General features: G+C 75.1%; 21 protein-coding genes and 2 tRNA genes. 15 read left to right on the forward strand and 8 right to left on the reverse strand.

Annotated features, from left to right (window positions below):
• Positions 1 to 145 precede the first annotated feature (145 nt).
• Positions 146 to 781 (reverse strand): pentapeptide repeat-containing protein, encoded by a 636-nt coding sequence (locus tag KSE_RS13635; RefSeq protein WP_231873165.1) that lies wholly within the window; start codon positions 779 to 781, stop codon positions 146 to 148.
• A gap of 569 nt (positions 782 to 1,350) precedes the next feature.
• Here KSE_RS13635 and nirD point away from each other — a divergent pair.
• The 6 genes from nirD (at position 1,351) to KSE_RS13665 (ending at position 6,589) form a co-directional block, all read left to right on the forward strand.
• The gene (gene nirD / locus KSE_RS13640) at positions 1,351 to 1,707 is read left to right on the forward strand and encodes a nitrite reductase small subunit NirD (protein ID WP_014135897.1); all 357 of its coding nucleotides are present in this window, start codon (positions 1,351 to 1,353) and stop codon (positions 1,705 to 1,707) included.
• Between the two features lie 167 nt (positions 1,708 to 1,874).
• Positions 1,875 to 2,633 (forward strand): bestrophin-like domain, encoded by a 759-nt coding sequence (locus KSE_RS13645; RefSeq protein WP_197540712.1) that lies wholly within the window; start codon positions 1,875 to 1,877, stop codon positions 2,631 to 2,633.
• Positions 2,634 to 2,717: 84 nt separating this feature from the next.
• A tRNA-Lys gene (locus KSE_RS13650) sits at positions 2,718 to 2,791 on the forward strand.
• Between the two features lie 129 nt (positions 2,792 to 2,920).
• Positions 2,921 to 2,994, forward strand: a tRNA-Lys gene (locus KSE_RS13655).
• Positions 2,995 to 3,306: 312 nt separating this feature from the next.
• Positions 3,307 to 5,538, forward strand: coding sequence for a transglycosylase domain-containing protein (locus tag KSE_RS13660; RefSeq protein WP_014135899.1), 2,232 nt, complete (start codon positions 3,307 to 3,309; stop codon positions 5,536 to 5,538).
• A gap of 40 nt (positions 5,539 to 5,578) precedes the next feature.
• A complete protein-coding gene (locus KSE_RS13665) occupies positions 5,579 to 6,589 on the forward strand; it encodes an EamA family transporter (RefSeq protein ID WP_014135900.1) in 1,011 nt (336 codons plus the stop codon).
• A 37-nt stretch (positions 6,590 to 6,626) separates the two neighbouring features.
• On the opposite strand, the gene KSE_RS13670 is transcribed toward KSE_RS13665, so the two are convergent.
• From KSE_RS13670 to KSE_RS38365, 3 genes are read right to left on the reverse strand one after another with little or no spacing between them, the layout of a single operon-like run.
• On the reverse strand, positions 6,627 to 6,926 hold the full coding sequence (locus tag KSE_RS13670; RefSeq protein WP_014135901.1) for a YciI family protein: 300 nt from the start codon (positions 6,924 to 6,926) through the stop codon (positions 6,627 to 6,629).
• A 33-nt stretch (positions 6,927 to 6,959) separates the two neighbouring features.
• A complete protein-coding gene (locus KSE_RS13675; protein ID WP_014135902.1) occupies positions 6,960 to 7,628 on the reverse strand; it encodes a response regulator transcription factor in 669 nt (222 codons plus the stop codon).
• Positions 7,625 to 8,815, reverse strand: coding sequence for a sensor histidine kinase (locus KSE_RS38365; protein WP_014135903.1), 1,191 nt, complete (start codon positions 8,813 to 8,815; stop codon positions 7,625 to 7,627). The genes KSE_RS13675 and KSE_RS38365 overlap by 4 nt, the downstream gene beginning before the upstream one ends.
• Before the next feature lie 215 nt (positions 8,816 to 9,030).
• On the opposite strand from KSE_RS38365, the gene KSE_RS13685 reads away from it, so the two are divergent.
• Both KSE_RS13685 and KSE_RS45790 read left to right on the forward strand, forming a co-directional pair.
• Positions 9,031 to 9,768 carry an ATP-binding cassette domain-containing protein gene (locus KSE_RS13685; RefSeq protein WP_014135904.1) on the forward strand — a complete coding sequence of 246 codons (738 nt, stop codon included), beginning with the start codon at positions 9,031 to 9,033 and terminating at the stop codon, positions 9,766 to 9,768.
• The gene (locus KSE_RS45790; protein ID WP_014135905.1) at positions 9,765 to 10,826 is read left to right on the forward strand and encodes a hypothetical protein; all 1,062 of its coding nucleotides are present in this window, start codon (positions 9,765 to 9,767) and stop codon (positions 10,824 to 10,826) included. The genes KSE_RS13685 and KSE_RS45790 overlap by 4 nt, the downstream gene beginning before the upstream one ends.
• Before the next feature lie 7 nt (positions 10,827 to 10,833).
• Here the strand turns inward: KSE_RS45790 and lepB are convergent, their stop codons facing one another.
• Entirely contained in the window at positions 10,834 to 11,520 is a 687-nt protein-coding gene (lepB, locus tag KSE_RS13695) for a signal peptidase I (RefSeq protein WP_231873166.1), read from the reverse strand.
• Positions 11,521 to 11,620: 100 nt separating this feature from the next.
• Positions 11,621 to 11,947, reverse strand: a complete 327-nt coding sequence (locus KSE_RS13700) for a chorismate mutase (protein WP_014135907.1) — start codon at positions 11,945 to 11,947, stop codon at positions 11,621 to 11,623.
• A gap of 327 nt (positions 11,948 to 12,274) precedes the next feature.
• On the opposite strand from KSE_RS13700, the gene KSE_RS13705 reads away from it, so the two are divergent.
• From KSE_RS13705 to KSE_RS13715, 3 genes are all read left to right on the forward strand, one after another.
• Positions 12,275 to 12,700 carry an OsmC family protein gene (locus KSE_RS13705; protein ID WP_014135908.1) on the forward strand — a complete coding sequence of 142 codons (426 nt, stop codon included), beginning with the start codon at positions 12,275 to 12,277 and terminating at the stop codon, positions 12,698 to 12,700.
• A gap of 377 nt (positions 12,701 to 13,077) precedes the next feature.
• Positions 13,078 to 14,928 carry a putative bifunctional diguanylate cyclase/phosphodiesterase gene (locus KSE_RS13710; protein WP_014135909.1) on the forward strand — a complete coding sequence of 617 codons (1,851 nt, stop codon included), beginning with the start codon at positions 13,078 to 13,080 and terminating at the stop codon, positions 14,926 to 14,928.
• A 30-nt stretch (positions 14,929 to 14,958) separates the two neighbouring features.
• Positions 14,959 to 15,939 carry a phosphotransferase family protein gene (locus KSE_RS13715; protein WP_014135910.1) on the forward strand — a complete coding sequence of 327 codons (981 nt, stop codon included), beginning with the start codon at positions 14,959 to 14,961 and terminating at the stop codon, positions 15,937 to 15,939.
• 49 nt (positions 15,940 to 15,988) lie between these two features.
• On the opposite strand, the gene KSE_RS13720 is transcribed toward KSE_RS13715, so the two are convergent.
• On the reverse strand, positions 15,989 to 17,122 hold the full coding sequence (locus KSE_RS13720) for an LLM class flavin-dependent oxidoreductase (RefSeq protein ID WP_014135911.1): 1,134 nt from the start codon (positions 17,120 to 17,122) through the stop codon (positions 15,989 to 15,991).
• A 448-nt stretch (positions 17,123 to 17,570) separates the two neighbouring features.
• Here KSE_RS13720 and KSE_RS13725 point away from each other — a divergent pair, with 448 nt between their 5' ends.
• A complete protein-coding gene (locus KSE_RS13725; protein ID WP_014135912.1) occupies positions 17,571 to 18,185 on the forward strand; it encodes a hypothetical protein in 615 nt (204 codons plus the stop codon).
• A 305-nt stretch (positions 18,186 to 18,490) separates the two neighbouring features.
• Positions 18,491 to 19,747, forward strand: coding sequence for a polysaccharide deacetylase family protein (locus tag KSE_RS13730; RefSeq protein WP_014135913.1), 1,257 nt, complete (start codon positions 18,491 to 18,493; stop codon positions 19,745 to 19,747).
• Between the two features lie 21 nt (positions 19,748 to 19,768).
• On the opposite strand, the gene KSE_RS13735 is transcribed toward KSE_RS13730, so the two are convergent.
• A complete protein-coding gene (locus tag KSE_RS13735; protein WP_014135914.1) occupies positions 19,769 to 20,479 on the reverse strand; it encodes a uracil-DNA glycosylase in 711 nt (236 codons plus the stop codon).
• A 650-nt stretch (positions 20,480 to 21,129) separates the two neighbouring features.
• Here KSE_RS13735 and KSE_RS38370 point away from each other — a divergent pair.
• Complete coding sequence (locus KSE_RS38370; RefSeq protein ID WP_014135915.1) at positions 21,130 to 21,750, forward strand: hypothetical protein; 621 nt, start codon at positions 21,130 to 21,132, stop codon at positions 21,748 to 21,750.
• A gap of 37 nt (positions 21,751 to 21,787) precedes the next feature.
• Positions 21,788 to 23,458, forward strand: a complete 1,671-nt coding sequence (locus KSE_RS38375) for a WXG100 family type VII secretion target (RefSeq protein ID WP_014135916.1) — start codon at positions 21,788 to 21,790, stop codon at positions 23,456 to 23,458.
• Positions 23,459 to 23,467: the final 9 nt, after the last annotated feature.

A 23,467-nucleotide genomic window follows, 5' to 3' on the forward strand; every position in this document is an offset into this window, starting at 1 on the left:
TGCTGGTGATGTTGTCCAGACACCTTCGTGTCGAACGCCGAGCATCCTCACGCAGGACGGGCCTCCGGGTCATGGCCCGGGAGCAAGGGTTGGCGGACTGTTCACCGGGCTCGGCAAGGTCGGCCGGGAGGTGAACGGCAGCCGCTCAGTCCTTCACGGAGATTCCCAGGGCCTGCGCGAACTGCGGTGCGAGGTCCAGCAGTTGGTGCGTGGAGAGGATCGCCCCGCGCAGCCCGAGGTGGCCGTCCGGCAGGCCGAGCGACACGGCGCCGCGGAGGTCCGCGTCCTTCAGGGTCGCGCCGCGCAGCCGGGTCTCGTCGAGGGTGCTGCCGGGGAAGGAGACGCCGGTGAGCTTCGCGTCGGACAGGTCGACGTCGCGCAGCAGGCAGTCCTCGAAGACCACGTCGCGCAGCACGGCGCCGCGCAGGTTGACCGCCTCCAGCTTGCACTGCCGGAACACCGTCCGCCGGACCGCCGAGCCGTACGCCGAGACGCCCGCCAGCACGCTGCCCTCGACCTCGGCGTCCTGCCACTCGCTCTCCGCCAGGTCGACCCCGACCAGCCGGGCCCCCTGCACCCAGACCTCGTTGAACCCGGCCCGGCGCAGCCTCGCCTCCTCGATCCGCACCCCGGTGAACGCGCACTCCAGGAAGTGCGCGCCGCCGAACTGCCCGGTCAGCGCCAGCTCGTCGAAGTGGACGGTGTCGTACCGCGCGTCCGGCCGCAGCGGCCCGGTGTGGCGCTGCAGCAGGTGGGCGTAGGGGAGGTCTTCGAGGCGCACGGTCAGCTCCGGGTTCGCGGACGGGGACGGGCCGGCGCTGGGCGGGCCGGCCGGCCGATCCAGCGTCCCAGCCGGCACCGACAGGCGGTGGACGGCGCCGACCCCCGGGGTCGGCGGCGCACGCACCGTACGCGGCACGCCGGTTGGAGCGGTTCCACCCGTTTTGATGAATCGTCAGGCAGAGTTGACGCCGCAGTGCGCGATCCGAGTGACAACTTGGCCTGTTTCGGCGCGTGTTGCGTTGATTGTCCTGTCTGTCCGAATTGGACCGATAGATTCCTCTGCGGATGGACGGACGACGAGGGCGCTTCGCGGGCAACGCGGAAGGTCAAGGACGAGGGTGGGCACGGGACGGCTCCCGTGGACCGCAGGACCCGGAATCCTCGTGATCACCGCGCTGCCCGACAGCGCCGCCCGCCGTCCGACCGGCGCCCCGTACCGCGGACGGTCCGGCCGGCGGGACCAACGTCCCACCGGTTCGGGCCCTTCCCGCCCTGCCCGGCCCCCGCCGCCGGACGTACCGTTCGAGGAGGAGACCCAACCGCTCACGCCGAGGGGAGCCCGTCGCCATGCACCGCACCGAACCCGCCCGCGCCGTCGAACTGGGCACGCCGGACGGCCGCTGGATCGCCGTCTGCGACACCCGGGAGCTCGAACCCGACTCCGGCACCGCCGTGCTGCTGCCCGGCGGCGGCCAGGCCGCGGTCTTCCGGACCGCCGACGGCGAGGTGCTGGCGGTCGGCAACCGGGACCCGTTCGCCGACGCCTGGGCGATCGCCGACGGCATCACCGGCAGCGTGGACGGCGCCCCGACCGTCTCCTCCCCGCTGCACAAGCGCCTGTTCGACCTGCGCACCGGCGTCTGCCTGGACGACCCGTCCCGCGCCCTGCCGGTCTGGCCGGTCCGGCTCCGCCCGGCCGACTGACCGGCCCGGCCCGCACCCACGCCCGCACCCGCGCCCGCTCGCCCGGCCGCTCCGCCGTTCACCCGTTCGGGAGGCCGGTCGGGCTAGCCCCGCTCGCCGCGCCCCTCCCCCGCGCGGTCTGATGACCGTATGCGCACAGCCGTGCACCGAGCGAAGCGGGGGTGGTCGTGAACTGGGTCGACGTGGTGATCATGGTCGGCACGCTGGTGGGCACGGCCGCGGCGATGCTCCTGGTGCAGCGGTACGCCTCGGTCCCGGCCCGGGAGAACTGCAACGACGTGGCGGGGTTCATCTTCGCCGCGGTCGGGGCGTTCTACGCGGTGCTGGTGGCCTTCGTGGTGATCGTGGTCTGGGAGAACACCACGACGGCGCGGGCCAGCACCTTCGAGGAGGCGGACGAGCTGGCCGGGGTCTACTGGATGGCCCGGCAGATGCCGCTGCCGCAGGGCGCGGACCTGGAGGGACTCACGCTGAGCTACGCGCACGCCGTGGTGGACACCGAGTGGCGCGAGATGGCCGACCACCACAGCGACCCGGCGGCGACCGCGCTGATGTACAAGATCCGCGAGAGCGCGCTCTCCTTCGACCCGCAGGGCGACCAGCAGTCGGCGCTCTACCAGAACGTGATCCAGCACGTGGACGGCCTGGCCAGCAAGCGCCGGGCCCGGCTGAACCTGATCGCCGACTGCGTGCCGCCGCTGCTGTGGGCCTCGCTGATCGCCGGCGCGGTGGTCACCATCGCGTTCACCTTCCTGTTCGGCCTCTCCAACACCTGGGCGCACCTGCTGATGGTGCTCAGCCTGGCCGGGCTGATCGCGCTGTCGCTGATCGCGATCAAGGAGATGAACTACCCGTTCGACGGGGCGAACGCGGTGAAGCCGACCGCCTTCCAGGTGTTCCTGAACCGGCTGCCGCCGCCGCGCTGAGCGGCGCGGGGGCGACGCCGCGTAGCGGCGGCGTCACGATTTCGGCGGACGGGCCGGGACGTGTAGTGTTCTCCAGGTCAGCAAGCGCCGCTAGCTCAGTTGGTTAGAGCAGCTGACTCTTAATCAGCGGGTCCGGGGTTCGAGTCCCTGGCGGCGCACAGACGGCGGAAAGCCTCCCTCCGGGGAGGCTTTCCGCGTTTCCGGCCCTTCCGGCGCCCTCCGGCGGGGGTCGGGAAATCCGATTTCACCGCAGGTCGGGGAGCGTGTAATGTTCTCTCCGTCAGCAAGCGCCGCTAGCTCAGTTGGTTAGAGCAGCTGACTCTTAATCAGCGGGTCCGGGGTTCGAGTCCCTGGCGGCGCACAGACAGGTCGAAGGCCCCTCGCGAGAGCGAGGGGCCTTCGGCGTTTTCCGGGCCGGTCGCCATGTCCCTTGCGCGACCCGCTCGTTGAGAAGGGGGAGGATGTGAAGCTAAGCGGTACTTAAAGATCGTCTTAGGAGAAATGGGACATAGGTCCCTAACATCTCACAAGTCGATCAGTCAGGCTGGCGAGGTTCACGCCGTCGCCCGAGCGAGCAGCCCGTCCGGGGCCTGCGGGAAGGTCTCCGTTGCCTCGAAAGCCTCGTACGCGGAAGAAGCGGACCGGCTGGCGCCGGCTGATACCCACCTGGCGGATGACACTGGCCGGGCTGGCCGCCTCGGTGCTGCTGGGGGTCGGCCTGTTCGCCCTCGGCATCGCCCTGGTCAAGGTGCCGGACGCGCACGCGGCCGCCACCGCCCAGTCCAACACCTGGCTCTACTCGGACGGCTCGCTGCTGGCCCGCACCGGGCAGACCAACCGGCAGAACGTCGCGCTGGACAAGGTCTCCGCCGAGGCGCAGCACGCCGCGCTGGCCGCGGAGGACCGCAACTTCTACTCGGAGGGCGCGGTCAACCTGAAGGGCATGGCCCGGGCCGCGCTCACCACCGCGTCCGGCGGCTCGACCCAGGGCGGCTCGACGATCACCCAGCAGTACGTGAAGAACGCCTACCTGAACCAGAAGCAGACCGTCAGCCGGAAGGTGAAGGAGGTCTTCATCGCGATCAAGGTGGACGCGACGCAGAGCAAGGACGAGATCCTCTCCTCCTACCTGAACACCTCGTACTACGGGCGCGGCGCGTACGGCATCCAGGCCGCCGCCCAGGCGTACTTCGGGGTGGACGCGAGCCGGCTGACCGCCGCGCAGGGCGCCTACCTGGCGACGCTGCTGAACGCGCCGAGCGCCTACGACGTGTCCTCGGCGTCCGAGGCGGGCCGGCAGAAGGCCACGGCGCGCTGGAACTACGTGCTGGACGGCATGGTCGCGAAGAAGTGGCTGGGCGCGGAGGAGCGGCAGCAGACGGCGTTCCCCGAGGTGCTGGCGCCGAAGTCCGCGCCCGGCCTGTCGGGGCAGGCCGGCTACCTGGTGGCCGCGGCGACCTCGTACCTGACCGAGCAGGGCATCGTCTCGGACGCGCAGCTCGCCCAGGGCGGGTACACGATCACGCTGACCGTCGACGCGAAGAAGCAGCAGCAGCTGCAGGACGCGGTGCAGGCGCAGCTGACCGACAACCTGAAGCCGGACAGCCGGAAGGCGGACGCGGCGGCGCAGGCCGGCGCGGTCTCGGTGGACCCGAAGAGCGGGCAGGTGCTGGCGCTGTACGGCGGCGCGGACGCCACCAAGCACTGGATCGACAACGCGACCCGGACCGACTACCAGGCGGGGTCGACCTTCAAGGCGATCGCGTTGGCGGCCGCGCTGGACGCCGGGGCGCGCACCCAGTCCGGCGAGCGGATCACCGCGGACACCGTGTACGACGGCACCAACCGGCGGGCGGTGCGCGGCGCGAAGGGCGTCCCGTACGCGCCGCCGAACGAGGGCGAGCGCTCGTACGGGCAGATCAGCCTGCAGCAGGCCACCGACTGGTCGGTGAACTCGGTGTTCGCGCAGCTCGCCCAGGACACCGGGCTGGAGAAGGTCCGCGCCACCGCGGTGGCGCTCGGCCTGCCCGCCGACACGCCGGACCTGAGCGCGCTGCCGTCCGTCCCGCTGGGCACCGCGACGCCGAGCGTGCTGAACATGGCCGGGGTGTACGCGACGCTGGACAACGACGGGCAGCAGATCACCCCGTGGCTGGTGCAGGGCCTGGAGCTGGGCGGCGAGCACGTCGCGCTGCCCGAGCACAAGGCCGTCCAGGCGATCTCCAGGGACGCGGCCCGGGCGACCACCGCGATCCTCCGCGGCGTCGTCGAGGACCAGGGCGGCACCGGCTACCGGGCGGCCGCGCTGAACCGCCCGGCGGCCGGCAAGACCGGCACCACGGACGACTCGCGGTCGGTCTGGTTCGCCGGGTACACGCCGGAGCTGGTGACCGTGGTCGGCCTGTTCGGTCAGGAGCCGGGCACCGGCAAGCAGGTCACCCTGGACGGCGTGGGCGGCACCGGCAGCGCGGCGGGCGGCAAGTACCCGGCGCAGATCTGGACGGCGTACATGAAGGCGGCGCTGGCCGGGCAGCCGGTCGGCGACTTCGCCGGGCCGACCCGGGCCCCGGCGGCGAGCGCGCCCTCGGCGGTGCCGAGCCCGTCCGCGACGCCGAGCCAGAGCCCCTCGGCGGCGGACGGGTCGACCGGCGCCGCGACGGCCCCGGCCGAGGAGGGCGACCGGCCGACCCGGACGCCGTCCGGCCGGCCGAGCACCAGCCCGGGGGCGGGCTCCAGCACGGGCACCGGCACCGGCACCGGTTCCGGCGAGGACGGCAAGCAGCCGACCCGGACGCCGTCCGCCCGGCCGAGCGGCGGGGCCACCCGCAGCCCGTCGGCGAGCAGCACGCCGGGGCTGGGCGGGGCCGGCGGCCTGCTCGGGGATCAGCAGCAAAAGGCGGGGTAACGCCTTACGGCGGAGGGGTCCGGGCTGGCAGAATGCGGCGATGCGCAGCAGCTCGGACCCCTCCGTCGTCCCCGTCGACGCCACGGCCGCCCAGGTCACGGCCCCGCTCCCGGCCTCCCGCCCGGCCGCCTCCCGCCCGGCTGCCGCGAAGCGGCGGGCGGTGCCGCTCGGGCTGGCGCTGGCGCTGGTCTCGGCGGTCGCCTTCGGCGGGTCGGGGACGGCCGCCAAGCCGCTGATCGAGGCCGGGCTCTCCCCCGCGCACACCGTCTGGCTGCGGGTGGCCGGGGCGGCGCTGGTGCTGCTCCCGGTGGCCTGGCGGCACCGGGACGCGGTGCTGCGGCGGCCCGGCGTGCTGCTCGGCTTCGGGCTGCTGGCGGTGGCGGGCGTGCAGGCGTGCTACTTCGCGGCGATCTCCCGGATCCCGGTGGGCGTCGCCCTGCTGATCGAGTACCTGGGCCCGCCGCTGCTGATCGCCTACGTCCGGCTGGTGCAGCGCCGGCCGGTCTCCCGCCGGGCGATGGCCGGGGCGGGCGTCGCGGTGGCGGGCCTGGCCTGCGTGGTCGAGGTCTGGAACGGCCTGTCCTTCGACGCGCTGGGCGTGCTGTTCGCGCTCGGCGCGGCCTGCTGCCAGGTCGGCTACTTCGTCCTCGCCGACGCCGGCCGCCGGGGCGAGCGCCCGGTCGCCCCGCTGGCGGTCTCCGCGTACGGCCTGCTGATCGGCGCGGTCCTGCTGACCGCGGCCACCCGCCCGTGGAACGCCGACTGGTCGCTGCTGGGCCGCTCGGTCAGCATGAACGGCCACCAGCTGCCCGCGCTGGTCCCGGCGCTGTGGATGGTCCTGGTCGCCACCGTGCTGGCCTACCTGACCGGCGTGGTCTCCGTCCAGCACCTCTCCCCGCCGGTGGCCGGCGTGGTCGCCAACCTGGAGGCGGTGGTCGCCACCGTGCTGGCCTGGATCCTGCTCGGCGAACACCTCGGCGCCCCGCAGCTCGCCGGCGGCGCGCTCGTCCTGGCGGGCGCGTTCGCGGCGCAGTCGGCGAGCCGGAGCTGAGCCGGCCCCGAGCGGGAGCCAGGCCGGCCCCGAGCGGTCAGCCCGGCAGGGTCTCGCGGTGGGCGGCGAGGGCGGGGGCGACGGTGGTGGCGACGAACTCGGTGATCCGGTAGGCGACGACGCCCGCCGGGACGAACGGGTCGGTGGCGGCGACCGCCTCGACGGCGGCCCGGTCGGGGGCGACCGCGAGGATCACGCCGCCGTCGCGCGGGACCTTGCGGCCGGAGGCGAGGAAGGTGCCGTCCGCGTAGTGCCGCTCCAGCCAGGCGAGGTGGGCGGGCAGCAGGGCGTCGACGCGCTCCAGCGGGGCGGTGTAGGTCAGTTCGAGGATGAACACCCGGCCATGGTACGCCGGGGCGGCCCCGGCGGGTCAGCGGACGCCGGGCCGGACCAGGCCCGACTCGTAGGCGGCGATGACCAGTTGGGCCCGGTCCCGGGCGGCGAGCTTCTGCAGCAGCCGGCCGATGTGGGTCTTCGCGGTGGAGAGGCTGACGTGCAGTTCGGCGGCGATCTCCTCGTTGGAGAAGCCGAGGCCGACCAGGGCCAGCACCTCCCGCTCCCGCTCGGTCGCCCCCGCCAGGGCCGCCGGGGCGGGCAGCGCGGACGGCTCCGGGCGGCGGGTGTACTCCTCGATCAGCCGGCGGGTCACCCGGGGCGCGAGCAGCGCCTCGCCCGCGGCCACCACCCGTACCGCGTCCAGGAGTTCGGCCGGCCGGGTGTCCTTGAGCAGGAACCCGGCGGCGCCCGCGCGGAGCGCCGCGAAGGCGTAGTCGTCCAGGTCGAAGGTGGTCAGCACCAGCACCCGGACGCCCGCCAGGGCCGGGTCGGCGGTGATCGCCCGGGTGGCCTCGATGCCGTCCAGCCGGGGCATCCGGATGTCCATCAGCACCACGTCCGGCCGCTGCGCGCGGGCGAGTTCGAGCGCCTCGGCGCCGTCCGCGGCCTCGCCGACCGCGGTCAGGTCGGGCGCGGAGTCGACCAGCAGCCGGAAGCTGCCGCGGACCAGCGCCTGGTCGTCCGCCACCAGCACCCGGATCATCCGGTCACCGCCAGCGGGAACACCGCGGACACCTCGAAGCCCCGCCCGGCCGCCCGCCGTCCGGCCCGGAACTCGCCGCCGTGCACGGCGACCCGCTCGCGCATCCCGGCCAGCCCGTGCCCGCCGCCCGCCCCGGACGGGCTGCCGCCCCGGCCCTCGTCGGTGACGGTCAGCTCCAGCGCGTCCGGCCGGTAGCCGACCCGGACCAGGCAGCGGTCGGTGCCCGCGTGCCGCACCACGTTGGTCACCGCCTCCTGCACCACCCGGTAGCCGGCCAGCTCCAGCCCAGGCGGCAACTCGGCCCGCTCGCCGAGCAGTTGGACGTCCACCCGGACGCCGGCCGCGGCCGCCCGGCGCACCACCCCGTCCAGGTCGGAGAGCCGCGGCGCGGGCAGCCGCTCGCCGTCGCCCGCGCCGTCCCCGCCGGTGCGCAGCACGCCCAGCAGGGCCCGCATCTCGTTCAGCGCGGTCCGGCTGGTCTCCTCGATCGACGCCAGCGCCAGCCGGGCCTGCTCGGGCTGCTCGGCCGCGACGTGGTTGGCGACGCCCGCCTGCACCGCGATCACGCCCAGGCTGTGCGCGACCACGTCGTGCAGCTCGCGGGCGATCAGCAGCCGCTCCTCGCGCTGCCGGGACGCCTCGTGCTCGATCCGGCGGCGGCGGCGCTCGTCGACCGCCCAGCCGGCCGTCCAGCCGGTCGCCAGGAAGAGGCAGGCCATCACCACCGCGCCCGGCCCGCCGAACCCGGGGTGCGGCCAGGTCCAGCCCAGCATCCCGGACAGGCAGAGCCCCGCCACCGCCAGCGAGAGCGCGAGCAGCCGCCCGGCCGGCCGGGGCGGCAGCGCGCGCGGCACCCGGTACAGCACCACGGCGACGGCGACCCACGGCGCGGGCGAGTTCGACACCCCGACGCCCAGCGCGGCCGCGCTCAGCACCGCGAGCAGCGCCGCGACCGGTCGGCGGCGGGCCAGCGGCGCGGCGAGCGCGGCCAGCAGGACCAGCAGCACGTCCGCCGGGCGCGGGCCCGGCCCGAACCCGGGCGGGGGCACCTGCGCGAGGTCGGCCTGCCGCGGCACCTGCGGCATCACGTCCCAGACCGAGAACAGCGGCAGCGCGGCGAGGGCGGCGGCGACCGCCGCGTCCGCGACGGCCTGCCAGCGGGGGCCGAGCGGCCGGAGCACGTCCATGGCGGCCACGGTAGCGGCGGCGCGGGGTCGGGCGGATCGGACCTGGGGACGAGAGCGGGCGTCGTACCGGGGGCCGACCCGGCGGCCGGGCGCGGCGCGAACCCGCCGTTCCCCGGGCCCCGGTACCACCTGGGCCGTGGTCCCAGGGCTGACGCGGCCGGGCGGGGGCGGGGCGGAAAGTGGGGGGCGTTCGGACGGCAGACGGAGGAGGGGTCGTGATCGAGGCTCGGGGTGTGGGGCGGCGCTACCGGAGGCGGTGGGCGTTGCGGGACTGCGCGTTGGAGGTGCCGGCGGGGCGGACGGTGGGGCTGGTCGGGCCGAACGGGGCCGGCAAGAGCACGCTGCTGCACCTGCTGACGGGGCTGCTGCCGCCGAGCGCGGGCGAGCTGCGGGTGTGGGGCGAGCGGCCGGGGTCGAGCGCGGGCTGGCTGGCCCGGGTCGGGTTCGTCGGGCAGGACGCGCCGGTGCACCGGGCGCTGACGGTCCGGGAGCACCTGGTGTTCGGGCGGCGGGCGAACCGCCGGTGGGACGCCGGCTGGGCGGAGCGGCGGGTGGCGGAGCTGGGTCTTGACCCGGGGCAGCGGGCGGGCCGGCTGTCGGGCGGCCAGCGCGCGCAGCTCGCGCTGACCCTGGCGCTGGCGAAGCGCCCGGACCTGCTGGTGCTGGACGAGCCGGTGGCGGCGCTGGACCCGCTGGCCCGCCGGGAGTTCCTGGACCGGTTGGCGGCGGCCCGGGCCGAGCACGGCCCGAGCGTGCTGCTGTCCTCGCACCTGATCGGCGACCTGGCCCGGGACTGCGACCACCTGATCGTGCTGGGCCGGGGCCGGGTCCGGGCGGCGGGCCCGCTGCCGGAGCTGCTGGCCGGCCCGGACGGGCGGGTGCGGGAGTTGGAGGACGTGGTGCTGGAGCAGTTGCAGCTGGACCGCGACGAGCGGGCGGAGGAGCGGTCGTGAGCTGGTTGACCTGGCGCCAGTACCGGGCGCAGGCGTGGTGCGCGCTGGCCGCGCTGGCCGTCGTCGCGGTGCTGTACGGCGTGACCGGGCCCCGGTTGGCGGGCCTGTACGACACCAGCGGCCTGCCGGGCTGCGCGCGGACCGGGGAGGGCTGCGAGCGGGCGCAGTCGGCGTTCGCGGCGGCGGTGGGCGCGGACGGCCTGCTGACCGGGCTGTTCTACCTGGGGCTGGTGCTGCTGCTGGTGCTGCCCGCGGGGGCGGGGATGTTCGCGGGGGTGCCGCTGGCGGCCCGCGACCTGGAGTCGGGGGCGTTCCGGCTGACCTGGACGCAGGGGGTGCCGCGGACCCGCTGGCTGCTGGTGCGGCTGGCGCTGGTCGGCTCGGCGGTGGCGGCGCTGGCGGGGCTGCTGTCGCTGGCGGTGTCCTGGTGGGCGGCGCCGCTGGACCGGGCCGGGGCGCTGCCGGGCGCGGGTGACGCGGGGCTGCCGGGCCGGTTCGGGCCGCTGGTGTTCGCGGCGCACGGCGCCGTCCCGGTGGGCTGGGCGCTGTTCGGGTTCGCGGCGGGGGTCGCGGCGGGGCTGCTGCTGCGCCGTCAGGTGGCGGCGATGGCGGTGGTGCTGGGGGTGCTGGCGGCGGCGCAGGTGCTGGTGCCGCTGCTGGTGCGCCCGCACCTGGCGGCGCCCGTCCGCACGGAGGCCCCGCTGGTGCTGGGGACGGGGGCGGGGGCGGAGCAGGGGACGATCCGGATCGAGGGCGACCGGCTGTACGTGTCGACGCCGGTGTCGCTGCCGGGGGCGTGGGTGCTGTCGGTGGCGGCGCTGGACCCGGCGGGGCGGGCGTTCACCGGGCCGGTGCCGGCGGCGTGCCACCCGGAGGCGGGGCCGATCGGGGCCTGCCGGCAGGCGATCGACGCGCTGGGGCTGACCCAGCGGGTGGCGTACCAGCCGGCCCGCCGCTACTGGGCGTTCCAGTGGGCGGAGGCGGGGGCGCTGGTGCTGCTGTCGGGCGCGGTGGCGGCGGGCACGGCGGCCCGGCTGCGGCGCGGCGTCGCGCCGTAGGACCCTCTCAGCGGCCGGTCCAGCCGAACCAGTCGAAGTGGTTCAGCGGCCAGACCACGGCGCTGGCGGGTCCGACCAGGTCGGCGACGGGGACCGCGCCGCCGTCCGGCCCGTCCCGGTGGTAGCGGGAGCCGGCGGAGTCGCTGCGGTGGTCGCCCTCGACCCAGACGTGGCCGGCCGGGACGCTGAGCGGGCCGAAGTCGATGCCGGAGCAGGAGTCGTCACCGGGGTGCAGGTAGGGCTCGGTGACGGTCCGGCCGTCGACGGTGAGGGTGCTGCCGTGGCAGTCGACGGTCTGGCCGCCGGTCGCGATGACCCGCTTGACCAGGTAGTCGTCGCCGGGCGGGAGCAGTCCGACGGCGCCGAGGCCGGAGTGGACGGTGCGGGTGAAGGCGTTGCCGCCCTGCGGGGCGGGCGGCAGCCAGCCGCCCGGGTCCTTGAAGACGACGGGTTCGCCGGGCGCCGGCTTCCAGCCGGTCAGGGTGGCGAACTTGTTGACCGCGACCCGGTCGCCGACCCGGAGGGTGTTCTCCATCGAGCCGGACGGGATCGAGAACATCTGGAACAGGCAGCTCTTGATCAGCACGGCGACGACCAGGCCGATCGCGATCATCACGGGCAGTTCCACGTACCAGGGCCGCCGCCTGCGCGGACGCCGCTCCTGGGTGGGCCCCTCGGTCACCGCAACCGCCACCGACACCGCCTCCTTGGCAAGGACTGCACGCTAACCCGAGCCGGGGGCAGCGCGAAATCCGGCCCTTACCCGGAGCGAACAGGGGCCGGTCAGGGCCCGGTCAGGACTCGTTGGCGATCGCCTCGTGGTGGCGGATCACCTCGGCGATGATGAAGGTGAGGAACTTCTCGGCGAAGACCGGGTCGAGGTTGGCGCTGAGGGCGAGTTCGCGCAGCCGGGTGATCTGGCGGCGCTCGCGGTCCGGGTCGGCGGGCGGCAGCTGGTGCTCGGCCTTGAGCCGGCCGACCTGCTGGGTGGCCTTGAAGCGCTCGGCGAGCATGTGGACGACGGCGGCGTCGATGTTGTCGATGGACTCGCGCAGGCGGGTCAGCTCGGCCCGCACGGCGTCGTCGATCCCCGCCGGGGAGGGGGTGGGCTGGTCCGTCATGTCGGGTGGCTCCGATGCGGGGGTCCGGGTGGGCGCGGGGCGCGGCGAACGGCCAATCTAACAGGGCGGGCGGGCCGCGTTCGCCCTGATCGGCGGCGCGTTCCGGCATGTGGGACGGCAGTTGGGACGGCGGCCGGAAGGGCGTTCGGGGCGGCGGCCGGGGCGGTCCGGGGCCAGGGGCGGGGGCGCGGGCGGGTGCCGGGCTCCGCGCGCCGTTCGGCCCCGGTGCCCCGGCGGGGGCCGTAGGCTGGGCGGGCCGCGGGTCGGAAATCCGGTCGGCGGCACAGCAGTTCGTCCGCTGTCCGTTCTCATGGGAGGTACCTGATCGTGGCGACGACCCGCACCGCGCACACCGAGTGGGAGGGCAACCTGCTCGACGGCAAGGGCCTGGTGACCCTCGACTCCTCGGGCGTCGGCGAGTTCCCGGTGTCCTGGCCGTCCCGGGCCGAGGCGGCGAACGGCAAGACCAGCCCGGAGGAGCTGATCGCGGCCGCCCACTCGTCCTGCTTCTCGATGGCGCTCTCGCACGGCCTGACCGGCGCCGGCACCCCGCCCACCAAGCTGGAGACCAAGGCGGACGTGACCTTCCAGCCGGGCACCGGCATCACCGGCATCCACCTGACCGTGGTCGGCACCGTGCCGGGCCTGGACGAGGCGGGCTTCGTGAAGGCCGCCGAGGACGCGAAGGCGAACTGCCCGGTGAGCCAGGCGCTGGCCGGCACCACCATCACGCTCTCCGCCAGCCTGGCCTGACCCGCCGCCCTCCGTTCACGTCCCCGCTCACGTCCCCGCTCACGTTCGCGTTCACGTTCCGTGACGGGACGTGAGCGGGACGCACGCCCCCGGCGCGCGCCGCACCGGCGCCCACCGGGGGTTTCGCGTACCCCCGGCCGGTTCGCGCGGCTTCGCACCGAATGTAACGGGCACCTCCGGACATTCCTCACCAATCACCCTGGCGGCGGTCGCGGACAGTTACACCGGCGGCCTATGATCGGCGGACGTGGCCCGAGGCCGCCGACCGCGCCCCGGTCACCGGCCGGGTTCCGCGAGCGGGCCCGGGACGCCTGGCCGGTCGCCGTCCGTGAGGAGGCTCCGGCGCGACCAGTGGCAGCAGCGGACGGGAGCGTGCCGTGCCGGGCCGGAACGTCGGGGCCGACGCACACCAGGAGGACGGGCGGCCCGCCGCGCCGCGCCCCGGGCCCGGGGACCCGTGCGACCGCTGCGGCGCCCGGGCCGACCGCGAGGCCGAGCGGCTGGCCGCCGCCCTGCGGGCCAGCGAGTCGCGCTTCCGGGCCGCGTTCTCCGACGCCGGGATCGGCATGGCGCTGATCGACCGGGACGACCTGGTGATCGAGGGCAACCCGGTGTTCGCCGCGATGCTGGGCCGCGCGGTCGCCGAACTCCCCGGCATGCACATCCACCAGATCATCGACCCGGAGGAGCCGTCCCGCCGCCGCTACCGCGAACTGGTGCGCGGCGAGCGCGACCGGATGCGGGCCGAGAAGCGGCTCAAGCACCGCGGCGGCCGGGAGGTCTGGGGTCGGGTCACCGTCTCACTGGTCCGTGACCACGCCGGCGAGCCGTACTACACGATGGTCCTGGTCGAGGACATCACCGAGCGCCGCCAGCTCGGCGACCGGCTCGCCTACCAGGCGCTGCACGACCCGCTGACCCGGCTGCCCAACCGGACGCTGTTCTACCAGCGGCTGGAGGCCGCGTTCCGGCTGGACGAACCGGGCGGCGGCGGCCGGATCGGGCTCTGCTACGTCGACCTGGACGGCTTCGCCGCGATCAACGAGTCCCTCGGCCACCACGTCGGCGACCAGCTGCTGGTGGCCGTCGCCGCCCGGCTGGAGCACGGCTTCGCCCGCGAGGGACGGCAGCTGGTGGCCCGGCTGGGCGGCGACGAGTTCGCCCTGCTGGTCACCGGCAGCGGCGGCCACCAGGAGCTGACCCGGCTGGCCGGCCGCCTGATGGACGCCCTGGAACGGCCCTTCGAGGTGGCCGGGCACCGGCTGACCGTCACCGCCTCGATCGGCGTGGTGGAGCGCCCGGTGCTCGGCTCCACCCCCACCGACCTGATCCGCGACGCCGACTCCACCCTGTACTGGTCGAAGTCCGACGGCCGCGCCCGCTGGACGCTGTACGACCGCGACCGGGGCGCCGACCAGCTGACCCGGCACCGGCTGGCCACCGGGCTGCGCCCGGCCGTGGAACGCGGCGAGTTCACCGTCGAGTACCAGCCGCTGGTCGGCCTGGCCGACGGCGCGGTGCGCGGCGCGGAGGCCTTGGTCCGCTGGAACCACCCCCGGTACGGGCTGCTCTCGCCGGACCGGTTCATCCCGCTCGCCGAGGAGTCCGGGGCGATCGTGCCGCTCGGCAAGTGGGTGCTGGAGGAGTCCTGCCGGCGGACCCGGGAGTGGCTCGCCGAGTTCCCCGACCGGCCGGTGTTCGTCAGCGTCAACCTGGCACCGCGCCAGATCTGGGACTCCGACGTGGTCGCCGACGTCGCGGACGTGCTGGAGCGCACCGGGCTGCCCGCGCCGCTGCTCCAGCTGGAGATCACCGAGAGCGCGCTGCTCGGCCCGGCCGGCCGGCCGCTGGAGGCCCTGCAGGCGCTCGCCGACATGGGCGTGCGGATCGCCATCGACGACTTCGGCACCGGCTACTCCAACCTCGCCTACCTGTCCCGGCTGCCGGTCCACTCGCTCAAGCTGGACGCCACCTTCATCGAGGCGTTCCGCGAGTCCGCCCCCGACGCGGACGGCCGCCGCCGGGCCGCCGACGAGCAGATCGTCGGCGCGATGGTGCAGCTCGCCCACGCCCTGGGCCTGACCGTCACCGCCGAGGGCATCGAGAACGCCGCCCAGGCCGAACGGCTCCGCCAGACCGGCTGCGACACCGCCCAGGGCTGGTACTACGCCCGCCCCGGCGGGCCCGAGACGATCGCCGCGATACTGCGCGACCAGCCGCCGCGCTAGCGACGGTCTTCCGGTACGGAGGGACAGGGGATGGAACGCGTGCGCGCGGTGCTGGACGGGGTCGAGGTCGTCTCGGCGACCCCGCTGACCGGCGGGCTGTACAACGCCGCCCGGCTGCTCGAACTCGCCGACGGGCGGCGGCTGGTGCTCAAGTGCGCGCCACCGCCCGGCACCCCGGGGCTGGCCCACGAGCGCGGACTGCTCGGCACCGAGCGGCTGTTCCACGCGCTGGCCGCGGACGCCGGACTCGCCGTCCCCGAGGTGCTGCACCACGACCCGGACGGCGACGCCGGGACCCGCGAGTGGCTGCTGCTCTCCTACGTCGAGGGCGCCACCTGGGACAGCCTGCGCGAACGGATCCCCGCCGCCGGCCGGGCCCGGCTGCGCCGCTCGCTCGGCGCCTGGGCCGCCGGCGTGGCCCGGGCCACCGGCGAGCGCTACGGCTACCCGCAGCCCGCGGCCGGGCTGGCCGCCGACAGCTGGCCCGCCGCGTTCACCGCGATGCTCGACGCGCTGCTGGCCGACGCCGAGCGCTACGGCGTCGCCCCGCCCGTCCCCGCCGAGCGGCTGCGCACCCTCCCGCGGCGGTTCGCGGCCGCGCTGGCCGCGGTCGACCGCCCCGCGCTGGTGCACTTCGACGCCTGGGAGGGCAACCTGCTGCTCACCCCGGACCCGGACGGCGGCTGGGAGCTGACCGGCGTGATCGACGGCGAACGGGCCTTCTTCGGCGACCCGCTCGCCGAACTCGTCGGCCTCGACCCCCTCGGCGCCGCCGAGCTCGACGACGACTTCCCGGCCGGCTACCGCTCGGTCGACCCGGCCTTCGCCCTCGACGACGCCGGCCGGGCCCGGCTCGCGCTGTACCGGATCTACCTGGCTCTGATCATGCGGACCGAGGCCGCGCCCCGGGCCTACACCGGCGACTTCGCCGCCTGGGTGGACAGCTGGTCGGCCAAGCGGGTCGCCGAGCAGCTGGCCGTGCTGGACGGGCTGGACCCGCCCGGCCGGTGAGCCCGGACGCCCCGGCCGGGCGGCGGGCCGGACGGGCCCGACCCGCCGCTCAGCCGGTGAGCCCGTACGCCTCGGCGATCAGGCCGTAGGACGCCAGCCGGTTCTCGTGCCCGTGGATGTGCGAGGTGACCATCAGCTCGTCGGCCCCGGTGCGCCGCCGGAGGGCCTCCAGCCCTTCGGCGACCTCCGCCGGGGTGCCGAGCACCACGTTCGCCAGCCAGGAGTCCAGGAAGTCCTCCTCGGCGAGCGTGTAGGGGTGGGCGGCGGCCTCCTCCGGCGTCGGGATCGGCCCGGGGCGGCCCTGCCGCAGCCGGAGCATGCCGAGGCCCGCCGAACGGGCCAGCCACAGCGCCCGCTCCCGGCTCTCGGCGGCCACCGCGCTGACCCCGATCAGCGCGTACGGCTTCTCCAGCACCTCGGACGGGGTGAAGCCGTCCCGGTACAGGTCGAGCGCGGGGACGGTGTTGGCGGCGCTGAAGTGGTGCGCGAACGCGAACGGGTAGCCGAGCCGGGCGGACAGCTGGGCGCTGAAGCCGGACGAGCCGAGCAGCCAGAGCGGCGGGCGGGCGGCCGAGCGCGGCACCGCCGTCAGCCGGGCGTACGGGTGGCCGGGCGGGAAGTCGCCGTCCAGGAAGTGCCGCAGCTCGGCGAGCTGGCGGGGGAAGTCCTCGGCGCCGTCGGCCAGGCCGCGGCGCAGCGCGGCGGCGGTCGCCTGGTCGGTGCCGGGGGCGCGGCCGAGGCCGAGGTCGATCCGGCCCGGGTGCAGCGCCTCCAGCAGGCCGAACTGCTCGGCGATCGCCAGCGGGGCGTGGTTGGGCAGCATCACGCCGCCGGAGCCGAGCCGCAGCGTGCTGGTGTGGGCGCCGAGGTGGGCGAGCAGGACGGCGGGGACCGAGGAGGCGACGCCGGGCATGCCGTGGTGCTCGGCCACCCAGAAGCGGTGGTAGCCCCAGCCCTCGGCGGCCCGGGCCAGGCCGGTGGTGGCGGCCAGCGCCTCGCCGGGGGTGTGGCCGGAGCCGACGGTGGCGAGGTCCAGGATCGAGAGCGGGGCGGGGGCGCGGCCGGCGGCCCGGCCGCGGATCGGGTCGGCCCCGGCGGCGGTCTCGGCCGCGAGGGCCTCCTTGGCCGAGGCGGCGGTCTCGGGGGCGGCCTCGGGGGCGGTCGGCTCCGGTGCGGTGCTCATGCGGTGCGTCCTCCTGGTGCCCCGGCCGGGCGCCCGGGCGTTCGTCGGAGCACAACCCGCCGGCCGTCCGGGCTGTTCCCGGCCCGTCCGCGACACGCCGACCCGTTCTCCTGACGGTCCGCCAGCAGGCAACGCTGCGTGGCGACTTCACGCCACAGCGAGAAGTCGCCAGGTGGAACGGTCGATCCGGGTCGGCCGATCGGGCACTCTGGTGATCAGCGCGGAACCCGCACCGGCACCGCGCACCAGCGACAGATCGGCGGGCTCGACCAGCGTCGTTCGATCCCCACGAGCCCCCGGAGCGGCACCCCGCCCCGGGGGCTCTCGCGCTGCCCGGGCCCGTGTGCGATGGGCCACAGGGGGTGCTTCATGCCATGAAATTTGCCCGCGCTAGCGTTGTCCCCCGTTGCAGCTGCTCTCCCCCGGGCGCGCTGGAGGGAGAGACACCGTGGATCCGAACGCCGTCATCGGCCCCGCCTGGTACTGCGGGCTGGCCCTGGCCGCCGTGCTCGGCGACGCCTTCCTGCCGTTCCTGCCCAGCGGCTCGCTGGTGATCCTGGCCGTGCTGAAGACCGCGCACGTGGACGGTTCGCCGCTGCTGCTGGCCGCCGGGGTCGCGGTCGCCTCCTTCCTGGGCGACCTGCTGCTGCTCAACCTGGCCCGGCGCGGGGCGCCCGGCGTGCACCGGCGGCTGGCCCGCCGGCCGCGGCTGGCGGCGAGCGTCGAGCGGGTGCAGCGGGCGCTCACCGGCCGGACCACCAGCCGGGCGGCGGCGGTGATCGTGATCGTGGCGCGCTTCGTCCCGGCCGGGCGGACCGTGCTGGACGTCGCGGTGGGCCACTCCGGGCACCACCGGCCGTGGACCTTCCTGCGCTGGTCGGCGGTGGCGGCCGTGGTGTGGGCGGCGTACATCGTCAGCCTGGGCTGGCTGAACCTGCACTGGTTCGACACCGCCTGGCTGAGCTTCGTGATCTCCTGCGTGGCGGCCACCGCGATCAGCTCCGCCGTGGTGCAGCTGGTCCGCCGCCGGCGGCGGCTGGCCGTGCTGGTCGAGGGCGAGTAGCCGGTTCGGGCGGTCCGGCCGGCTCGGCCGGTTCGGCCGGTCCGGTCGGCGGGCGGGGCCGCGACCTCGGTGTTCTCTGTCCCAGAACGGCAACAGGACGGCCGGGGCGGGAGCCGGGGGAACCTTTGCCGCGTGATGACCGGTTGAGGGTGGGCGGCGTTGGACCGGCCACCCCGGCCATGCCATCCTTGGGTGGCGTTACCGTCAAATTGTCCGATTTTGCCAGAAGTTGACCTCCGGAGCCGCCCGTCGGCGTCCGGACCTTCTTTTGGCCCGGTTCGGGCCCTTTCGTGGCAGGGGAGACCATGAGCACCATCTCGCGCAGGGCCGTGCTGACCGCCGGTGCGGCCACGGCGGCCCTCGGCGCCGTCACCGCCTGTTCCAGCGGTTCCGGTGCCGGTTCCGCCAAGCGTCCCGGCTCCGACGCCAACCCCTCGGCCGGCGGCACCGGCAGCGGCCAGCCCCCGGTGAAGGGCACCCCGCTCGGCGACGGCTCCACCGCCGACACCGGCGCCCAGCCGAACCAGCCCGCCGCCGAGAAGCTCAAGCCCGGCGAGGCCCCGCCGCAGTTCGTGGTCTTCTCCTGGGACGGCGCCGGCGCCACCGACGACGGCCAGTTCACCCGCTTCCTGAAGGTCGCCCAGGAGCACAAGGCGGCGATGACCTTCTTCCTCTCCGGCATCTACACGCTGCCGAAGGAGAAGTCCGCGCTCTACCACCCGCCGCAGCACCCGGCCGGCGCCTCGGACATCCCCTTCCTGTCCGACAACGCCGTCCGCAACACCATCAAGCTGATCAGCCAGGCCTGGCGGGACGGCCACGAGATCGGCACCCACTTCAACGGGCACTTCTGCTCCACCCGCTCCGACCACAACGGGGTCAACAAGTGGAGCCCCGAGGACTGGGAGAGCGAGATCCAGCAGGCGGTGTCCTTCGTCACCGGGTGGCGCGGCAACACCGGCTTCACCGACGTCGACCCGCTGCCCTTCGACTACAAGAAGGAGCTGATCGGCGGCCGCACCCCCTGCCTGGAGGGCCAGAAGGCGCTGCTGCCGACCGCGGCGAAGCTCGGCTGGAAGTACGACGCCAGCTCCCCCGGCGGCCTGCAGATCTGGCCGCAGAAGGTCCAGGACGGCAAGATCTGGGACTTCCCGCTGCAGGGGATCCCGTTCCCCGGCCACAACTTCCAGGTCCTGTCGATGGACTACAACATCCTCGCCAACCAGTCCGGCGGCTCCACCAAGGGCGACCCGGCCAAGTACGGCCAGTGGCGCGACCAGGCCCGCGACGCGTACCTGGCGGGCTTCAACCGCGCCTACACCACCAACCGGGCGCCGTTCTTCGTCGGCAACCACTTCGAGCAGTGGAACGGCGGCATCTACATGGACGCCGTCGAGGAGACCATCAAGCAGATCGCCGGCAAGCCGGACGTCCGCCTGGTCTCCTTCAGGCAGCTGGTGGACTGGCTGGAGGCCCAGGACCAGTCCACCCTCCGCAAGCTCCGCACCCTCAACGTCGGCCAGGCCCCGGCGGGCGGCTGGCAGACCTTCCTCGGGGCCTGAGCACCCGGCCGCGTCGGACGGTCAGCCCTTGAGGTTCGGGATCTGCCAGTCGATCGCCTTCTGGCCGAAGCCCTCCAGCGCCTCGTTGATCTGCGAGAACGGCTTGCTGCCGAGGAACAGCTTGGCCGACAGCGGCGAGGGGTGCGCGCCCTGGACCACCACGTGCCGCTCGGCGTCGATCAGCGGCAGCTTCTTCTTCGCGTAGCCGCCCCACAGCACGAACACGCAGGGCTCCTCGCGGGCGCTGACCGCCTTGATCACCGCGTCGGTGAACTTCTCCCAGCCCTTGTTCTTGTGCGAGTTGGCCTCGTGCGCCCGCACCGTCAGCACCGCGTTGAGCAGCAGCACGCCCTGCTCGGCCCACGGCATCAGGTAGCCGTTGTCCGGCACGGTCAGACCGAGGTCGGTGCCGAGCTCCTTGTAGATGTTGCGCAGCGACGGCGGGGTCTTCACGCCGGGCAGCACCGAGAAGCTCATGCCGTGCGCCTGGCCGTTGTCGTGGTACGGGTCCTGGCCGAGGATCAGCACCTTGACGTCCTCGTACGCCGTCGCCTCCAGCGCCGAGAACTCCTGCCCGGCGGGCGGGAACACCTCGTGCTCGGCGCGCTCGGCGGCCAGGAACTCGGTCAGCTGCGCGTAGTAGGGCTTGCCGGTCTCCTCGGCGAGCACCGCCCGCCAGGACTCGGGCAGTTCCGGCGCGCCGCCCGCGGTCGCCTCGGCCAGCTCCGTCACGTCAGTACCTCCCACCGGCCGCGCCGCACGGCGGCCGCTCTCACTCGTACGTACCGTTCCACGGGCCCGCTGCGGACCCACCGCGGTGAACGCTACACAGTCGCGCCGACAGCCCGCTCGGGCCGTCACGGCCCCCGGACGGGGGCGGGCGCCGTGCGGGGCGGGGGGTGCGGGGCGGGGGGTGCCGCGAACATCCCGATCCGGTCACAGGAACCTCCGCGGCCCGGACGTCCGGCCGCCCGGCGGCACCTACCGATACCCGACCGGCCGCGGCGGACGGGACGCCCGCGGACGACGGGCCGGCCCGGCTCGGCCCAGGTGGAGCGCTCCCGCACCGCCCGGCCTCCCCCGGACGGCGTACCGCACGGCGTCGCTTTGCTCCCGGTTCGCTCCCGGCCGGCTCCCGTCCCGGAGCGGCCCCGCGCACCGCCGGACAACGCCACCGGCCGCCGCCCGCCCGTCACTTCGGTCGAACGTGGGCGGAGAACCCCTGCCCCAGCGTCTTCCCGGGCCGCTATCTTTAGGCATGGCGATCCGCCGCCCCGCCGTGGGCCGGATCGGACGGGACGGGGCCCCTTGGGGAGTGGGCGCCCGGCGCTGGAATGCAGTGACGAGCGCGGCGGGCCGCGCCACGGGGGAAGGGAACGGGGATGAACGAAGCCTCGAACGACGGAGGCGGCAGCTCGACCGGGAGCCAGATCGGCAGCGAGGTCGGCGGCGCCGTCGGCGGCGCGGTCGCCGGGGCGACCGGTGCCGCGGTCGGCAGCGCGATCGGCGGGTCGGTCGGCGGCTGGCTGGGCTCCATGGTCCACCTGATCCAGGAGGTCGGGGCGGGCGCCTTCAAGGTCGAACTGGAGAGCCTGCAGATCTTCAAACAGCGCGTCGACGCGATCCTCAGCGACCTGGACGGCTCGGTCGCCGGCCACGGGTCCATCTCCCGGCAGCAGTTGACGCCGGGCCAGCTCGGCCAGGACTTCGGCCAGGCCGGCGACCTGCTGTCGGCGTACACCAAGGTGCACTCGAACCTGGAGCAGCTCTCCAAGACGCTGTCGCTCCAGATCGAGGCGATGAGCGCCACCATCGACATGGCGGCGCGCGGGTACGACAACTCGGACCAGCAGCAGCGCGACCACTTCCAGTCGACCCTGAACCAGGCCGAGAGCCAGCGACAGCACCTGGCCACCGGACAGGCCCAGACCGCACAGGCCCAGGTCGGACAGCCCCCCGTCGCCGCACCGGCGCCGCAGGGCACCCAGCAGGGCTCGTTCTGACCGGTCGACCCGACCACACGACAGGGGGAGAAACACAATGGCATTCGAAGAGAAGCGCCTGGTCAGGCTCCAGCCCGGCGAGATCGGCCGGGCCAGCCACGAACAGCTGATGGCCATGGTCCACAGTGCCGACCCGGCCGCGGTCTCCGAGGTCGGCCAGCAACTGCTGCACGCCGCACAGCAGTTGGACCAGGTCAGCGAGGAACTGCACAGCCACATCAGCAAGCTCGACTGGGAAGGCACCGCGGCCGACGGCTTCAAGACCTGGGGCAGCCAGGTCTCCCGCGCGACCATGGACCTGGCGTCGTACTCGCGGACCGCCGGGACGTACATGAACTCCGCCGCCGACACGCTGAGCAGCGTCAAGGCCGGCCTGCCGCCGGTCCCGCACCACGACATCGAGACGCTGCGCCGCTACCAGGCCCAGGACGACACCGCGGAGACCGTCGGCAGCGCCATCGGCGGGGCCCTGATCCCCGGCGTCGGCAGTGCCATCGGCGGCTTCCTCGGCGACAAGGCCGCCAACGCGTTCGACCCCAACCGGGTCAGCGACTCACAGGCCCGCGCGGCGTCCGACCGGATCTTCGAGGCGCACCAGGAGGCCATCACGCAGATGGAGCGCCTGAGCCAGTCGTACGAGTACTCCAGCACGCAGCTCAACTCGGCGCAGGTGCCGGTGTTCCCGCCGGTGCCTGGCGGGAAGGCGGAGGGCGACCAGAACGGTCTGACCGAGGTTCCGATCGACGGCGGCCACGGCACCGGCGGCACGACCCGGCCGACCCCCCCGTCGTTCCCCCGGCCGACGCCCCACCCGGTGGCACCGCCCACCAGCCGACCGCCGACGTGGTCGCCGCCGGGCATCGGCCCGCTGCCCCCGCCGACCCCGTATCCGGGGCCGACCCCGCACCCGGGCCCGACGCCGCCGCCCTGGAACAACCCGCCGGTCACCGGCCCGGGGCCGCTGCCGACCCCGCACCCGACTCCGACCCCGACGCCCAACCCGCCGCCGCTGCAGATCGCCCACGTCGACCCCCCGGCGCCCACCAGCCCGATCGGCTCCGGTGGCGGCGGCACCGGCGGCAGTGGGGGCGGTTACACCGGCGGCGGTGGCGGTGGCTACACCGGTGGCGGCGGTGGTGGTTACACCGGCGGTGGCGGCGGCTACGTGGGTGGCGGCACCATCCCGGGCGGCCTGAGCAGCGCGGGCGGCGGCAGCACCGCCGGCGGCGCCAAGACCGGCGGCGCCGGTTCCGCCGGGACGCCCGGTGCGGGCGCCCGCGGCGGGGCCGGGACCTCGGCGGCCGGCGCGGGCGGTGCGGGCCAGGCCGGCCGCGCGGGCACCCCGGGCATGGGCGGCATGGGCGGCGCCATGGGCGGCGGCGCGGGCGGCGGTGCCCGTGGCGGCGCCGGCGGCGCCGGCGGTGCGCGCGGCAGCGGGATGGTGAGCCGTGCGGGCGGCACCGTCGGCGGCAGCCGGACGCCCGGCGGCGGGCGCGGCGAGTTCACCCCGGGCGGTACCGGCCTGCGCGGCCGGGCCGAGCGGGGCGCGGACGGCCGGGCCGGCCAGGGCGGGTTCGGCGGCGGCGCCGGCGGCGGCAGCGCCAACCGCAAGGGCAAGGGCCAGAGCAACCGCCCGGACTACCTGACCGAGGACGAGGACACCTGGACGTCCGGGATGGGCCCGGCCAACCCGAACGTGATCGAGTAGCGACCGGTC

This window comes from Kitasatospora setae KM-6054 (assembly GCF_000269985.1).
In the GTDB taxonomy this organism is placed as follows: domain Bacteria; phylum Actinomycetota; class Actinomycetes; order Streptomycetales; family Streptomycetaceae; genus Kitasatospora; species Kitasatospora setae.

Coding starts and splice junctions, on each gene's coding strand:
- KSE_RS38375 (WP_014135916.1), top strand. CDS start 21,788: ATGGCATTCGAAGAGAAGCGCCTGGTCAGGCTCCAGCCCGGCGAGATC.
- nirD (WP_014135897.1), top strand. CDS start 1,351: ATGCACCGCACCGAACCCGCCCGCGCCGTCGAACTGGGCACGCCGGAC.
- KSE_RS13720 (WP_014135911.1), bottom strand. CDS start 17,122: ATGAGCACCGCACCGGAGCCGACCGCCCCCGAGGCCGCCCCCGAGACC.
- KSE_RS13660 (WP_014135899.1), top strand. CDS start 3,307: ATGACACTGGCCGGGCTGGCCGCCTCGGTGCTGCTGGGGGTCGGCCTG.
- KSE_RS13700 (WP_014135907.1), bottom strand. CDS start 11,947: ATGACGGACCAGCCCACCCCCTCCCCGGCGGGGATCGACGACGCCGTG.
- KSE_RS13665 (WP_014135900.1), top strand. CDS start 5,579: ATGCGCAGCAGCTCGGACCCCTCCGTCGTCCCCGTCGACGCCACGGCC.
- KSE_RS13730 (WP_014135913.1), top strand. CDS start 18,491: ATGAGCACCATCTCGCGCAGGGCCGTGCTGACCGCCGGTGCGGCCACG.
- KSE_RS38365 (WP_014135903.1), bottom strand. CDS start 8,815: ATGGACGTGCTCCGGCCGCTCGGCCCCCGCTGGCAGGCCGTCGCGGAC.
- KSE_RS13715 (WP_014135910.1), top strand. CDS start 14,959: ATGGAACGCGTGCGCGCGGTGCTGGACGGGGTCGAGGTCGTCTCGGCG.
- KSE_RS38370 (WP_014135915.1), top strand. CDS start 21,130: ATGAACGAAGCCTCGAACGACGGAGGCGGCAGCTCGACCGGGAGCCAG.
- KSE_RS13675 (WP_014135902.1), bottom strand. CDS start 7,628: ATGATCCGGGTGCTGGTGGCGGACGACCAGGCGCTGGTCCGCGGCAGC.